Genomic DNA, 3,348 nt, shown 5'->3' on the forward strand with positions numbered 1-3,348 from the left:
ATATCGCCGGTGAGACTACCATATTTATTACTTAATTTTCTGCCTAACCAACTAGATAAAGTCAGAATAATAAAAGGAAATACTGCCCAGCCTAATAACAGCAAAAAATCAGATTTAACTGTCCAGTTTTGCCAAGTAAAAGCGATGAAAAAACTGCTGATTATTGCTGCCAATACACCCGTAGCCAAAGCCTGATTACGGTTAAGCTTTAAAAAAGCCTCTGCTAGACCGGTCTTGGGTTTGAGCAAAGATGAGCCAGAGATTTTCAGCAAATTAAAAACAATAAAAAGAGTTTTTGACCACTTGATCGATTGCCGTTGTCGATAACTTTTATGGGGGTCTCTTAATTTATTTGCAATGGCATGATAGCGGCGAAAATTTCCCTGTTGCTTGAATTTCTTGGCCGCTATTTGGAAATCTTTTCGTGCTGCCGGCAGTTCCGAGAGTTCCTCTAGAGCCAATCCTCTTTGATAATAGAATTGGGGGTTATCTGGGTCAATGGCGATTGCTTTTCTATAAGCTTCTAGGGAGGATTGGGTGTAACCGAGTCGTTGACGGGATAAACCGAGGTAATAGTAAGCTTGGGAACAATCGGGTTTTAACTGCAAAACTTGGCGACAATCGCTTAAAACTTGCCGATCCTGCTGATTATGGTAGTAAACTTCCGCCCGTTGCAGATAGGCCTGCCAAAATTGCGGATTAATTGCGATCGCTTGCTGGTAAAATGCGATCGCTAGTTGATAATTTTTCTCTTGAGCGTAGTGCCATCCCTGTTGATAAAAATCCTCTGCACTGGGGTTAAAAGTGGGTATTTCTGGGGATAAACTGCGATCATACTCTTTTCTTTTCTCTTTATCGCTCAAAACCCGATAAGCTTGTTCAATTTCCCGAAATTTTGTCACTGCCTCTGGATCATTGGGATTATAATCGGGGTGATATTGCCGGGCCAGACGACGAAAAGCGGCTTTTATCTGATTATTACTGGCATGACGGGGAATTTGCAGGATTTCATAGTAATTTTTCATACTCGAATGCGGGGGGAATTTTCAACTACTGAAAATTGTTGCCAATGGCTCGCCGAAACGACTATCATTGTCAATTAAATAGCTTTTATTGAGAGTTGATCGCTTATGTCTGCCTACACTGCTTCCTCCCTGAAAGCGGAACTCAACGCGCGGGGGTGGCGCTTAACTCCCCAGCGAGAGAAAATTCTGCACGTTTTCCAGAATTTACCGAAAGGCAATCATCTCAGCGCCGAAGAATTGCAGGAATTGCTGGACAAAAGGGGGGAAGGAATTAGTTTATCGACAATTTACCGCAGTGTTAAACTGATGTCGCGGATGGGAATTTTGCGGGAGTTGGAATTGGCCGAGGGTCATAAACACTACGAACTCAATCAACCCTATCCCCACCACCATCATCATTTGGTCTGTATTCAGTGCAATAAAACCATCGAATTTAACAATGATTCCATTCTCAAACACAGTCTCAAACAGTGTGAGAAAGAGGGTTTTCAGTTAATTGACTGTCAGTTAACAGTGATGGCCATCTGTCCGGAAGCTTTGCGGATGGGTTGGCCGTCGGGAATACCGAGTAATTGGGGTTGCACGCGTTCGCTGGTGGATACTCGTTTCCAAAACTGCGAGATTCCCGAATCAAAGGAACCGGAACTGGAAAACTAGGCATCTAAGCGGACATTCCCAACTGAAAACCGAGAGCTTTTTTCTGCATTAATTGGAAAATATTATAAAAGCCGTTGGCGCGGGAAGGAGTAAGGCTGACTTTTAAACCAGTTTCTTCGATAAAATCCGGGGTGACTTGCAGGATTTCCGTGGGAGTCAGTCCATTGAAACCCTCGATTAACAAAGCAACTAAACCCTTGACTAATTGCGCGTCGGAATCCCCTTTGTACCAAACCTGGCCATTTTCGAGGTCGGCAGTGATATAAACTTGGGATACACAGCCATGAACTTTATTAGCGGGTATTTTGGCAGATTCTGGTATTGGTTCTAGTTTTTTAGCAAAAGCTAGTAATTGTTCGTATTTTTGCTTAGGATCGGTACGACGTTTGAGGCGTTCGACGATGCGATCGAGATTAGACGGGAGCATATTGCGAGTTAAAATAAGAAAAAATTAGCCAATAGCTTTTTTATATTAGCATTCTCGCGGAAGTTGAGTGCTGTGGTTATCGGTGTCAGGGTAGTGGGAGTCAAACACGATACCGGCGAAAGGGGAAGATTAAGCTATGTTCTCTGGGAAGAAGCTTATATTATGCCGATATTGGCCTTGGAAGTGATTTCCGAGCAATATAATGGGGAATATGAGGCAAAGTTAGCGGATTATCAAACCCTAGGAATTCTCTATTACGCCATTTACAATCCCTTGAGCGGTAGAAGGGGAAGGTTTAAAAATAGAGAGAGATTAGAGGTTTATAAGCTGATAGCGGGGAAATACGAGCTTTTAGAGCCTGAAAATAATCGGGTATGGTTGCCAGAAATCGGGTTAGCCTTGGGATATGAGCAGGGAGAACATATCGCTTGGGTGCGAGAATGGCTGTATTAGTATGATCGATCGGGAAATCGCTATTTAGGGTTTGCGGCAAAAAGTTTGTTGGTGGGGTTAGGAGTCGGTCGTCAGGAGTCGGTCGTCAGTAGCCGGTCGTTTCAGGCTTTGTTGCCCTCTTTGTTTTGTACCAACTTATGTACTAAACTAAGGATAATGCAAGGTTTTTGATGGTCCCAATCCGATTTTCGCAGCATGAACATCGGATTTTAACAGGTCAAAAGCCTTATTTTAAAAGGGTTTTACCATTATTCAGCAGACCCTATTTAACCGCAGAGGAAAGGGCGAGGGCGGCGGCGGCGATCGCCCAGCGAGAACGTTTGAATGCCCAGCAAGAACGTTTAGCCAAACAGGAAGCGGCAGCGATCGCCACTCAAGAACGTCTAGCGAAAGAGGAAGCGGAACAAAAAGCCCAACGACTAGGGGAAAGACTAAGATCACTGGGTATCAACCCCGATGAACTGTAAGGGTTTGGGCGCGATCAATCTGGTGGCCATCATCGGTGAATGGTTCGTAACTGCCGTAGTTACTGAAGTCATTGATCTGGCTACGATGTGGAGTGCCATCAATATAAACGCCGTACCAAAAATATAAAATCTCCTTACAATACTAGGCAATATCGGACTGCCGTTTCAAGTTTCAAGGAAGCATCTCACTTACGCGATAAGTAATTATACTTAGCCTAAAAGCCACTCTTAATCGTGTCTTGGAACGAAATAGAGGCTTTTAAAGACTGCGTACATGGAGAATTAAAACAAGAATTACCCTCGAAAAGCCTATTTTTCC

The 3,348-nt window shown here is 43.7% G+C and carries 3 protein-coding genes and 2 pseudogenes; 3 read left to right on the top strand and 2 right to left on the bottom strand.

The annotated features are described in order from the left end of the window. Positions 1–1,025: J domain-containing protein (locus PX636_RS05310; RefSeq protein WP_288116416.1), on the bottom strand; the 1,025-nt coding region annotated here is incomplete at its 3' end. 105 nt (positions 1,026–1,130) lie between these two features. On the opposite strand from PX636_RS05310, the gene PX636_RS05315 reads away from it, so the two are divergent. After that, positions 1,131–1,682 carry a ferric uptake regulation protein gene (locus tag PX636_RS05315; protein WP_012266514.1) on the top strand — a complete coding sequence of 184 codons (552 nt, stop codon included), beginning with the start codon at positions 1,131–1,133 and terminating at the stop codon, positions 1,680–1,682. Positions 1,683–1,686: 4 nt separating this feature from the next. On the opposite strand, the gene PX636_RS05320 is transcribed toward PX636_RS05315, so the two are convergent. Further along, on the bottom strand, positions 1,687–2,109 hold the full coding sequence (locus tag PX636_RS05320; protein ID WP_002761229.1) for a SufE family protein: 423 nt from the start codon (positions 2,107–2,109) through the stop codon (positions 1,687–1,689). Positions 2,110–2,190: 81 nt separating this feature from the next. Here PX636_RS05320 and PX636_RS05325 point away from each other — a divergent pair. Then, positions 2,191–2,559: pseudogene (locus tag PX636_RS05325) on the top strand (Uma2 family endonuclease); the annotation flags it as partial. A 266-nt stretch (positions 2,560–2,825) separates the two neighbouring features. Then, positions 2,826–3,029, top strand: a pseudogene (locus PX636_RS05330) (Uma2 family endonuclease); the annotation flags it as partial. Positions 3,030–3,348 lie beyond the last annotated feature (319 nt).

Origin of the sequence: Microcystis sp. M53598_WE2 (assembly GCF_030067735.1) — a bacterium.
GTDB lineage: Bacteria > Cyanobacteriota > Cyanobacteriia > Cyanobacteriales > Microcystaceae > Microcystis > Microcystis aeruginosa.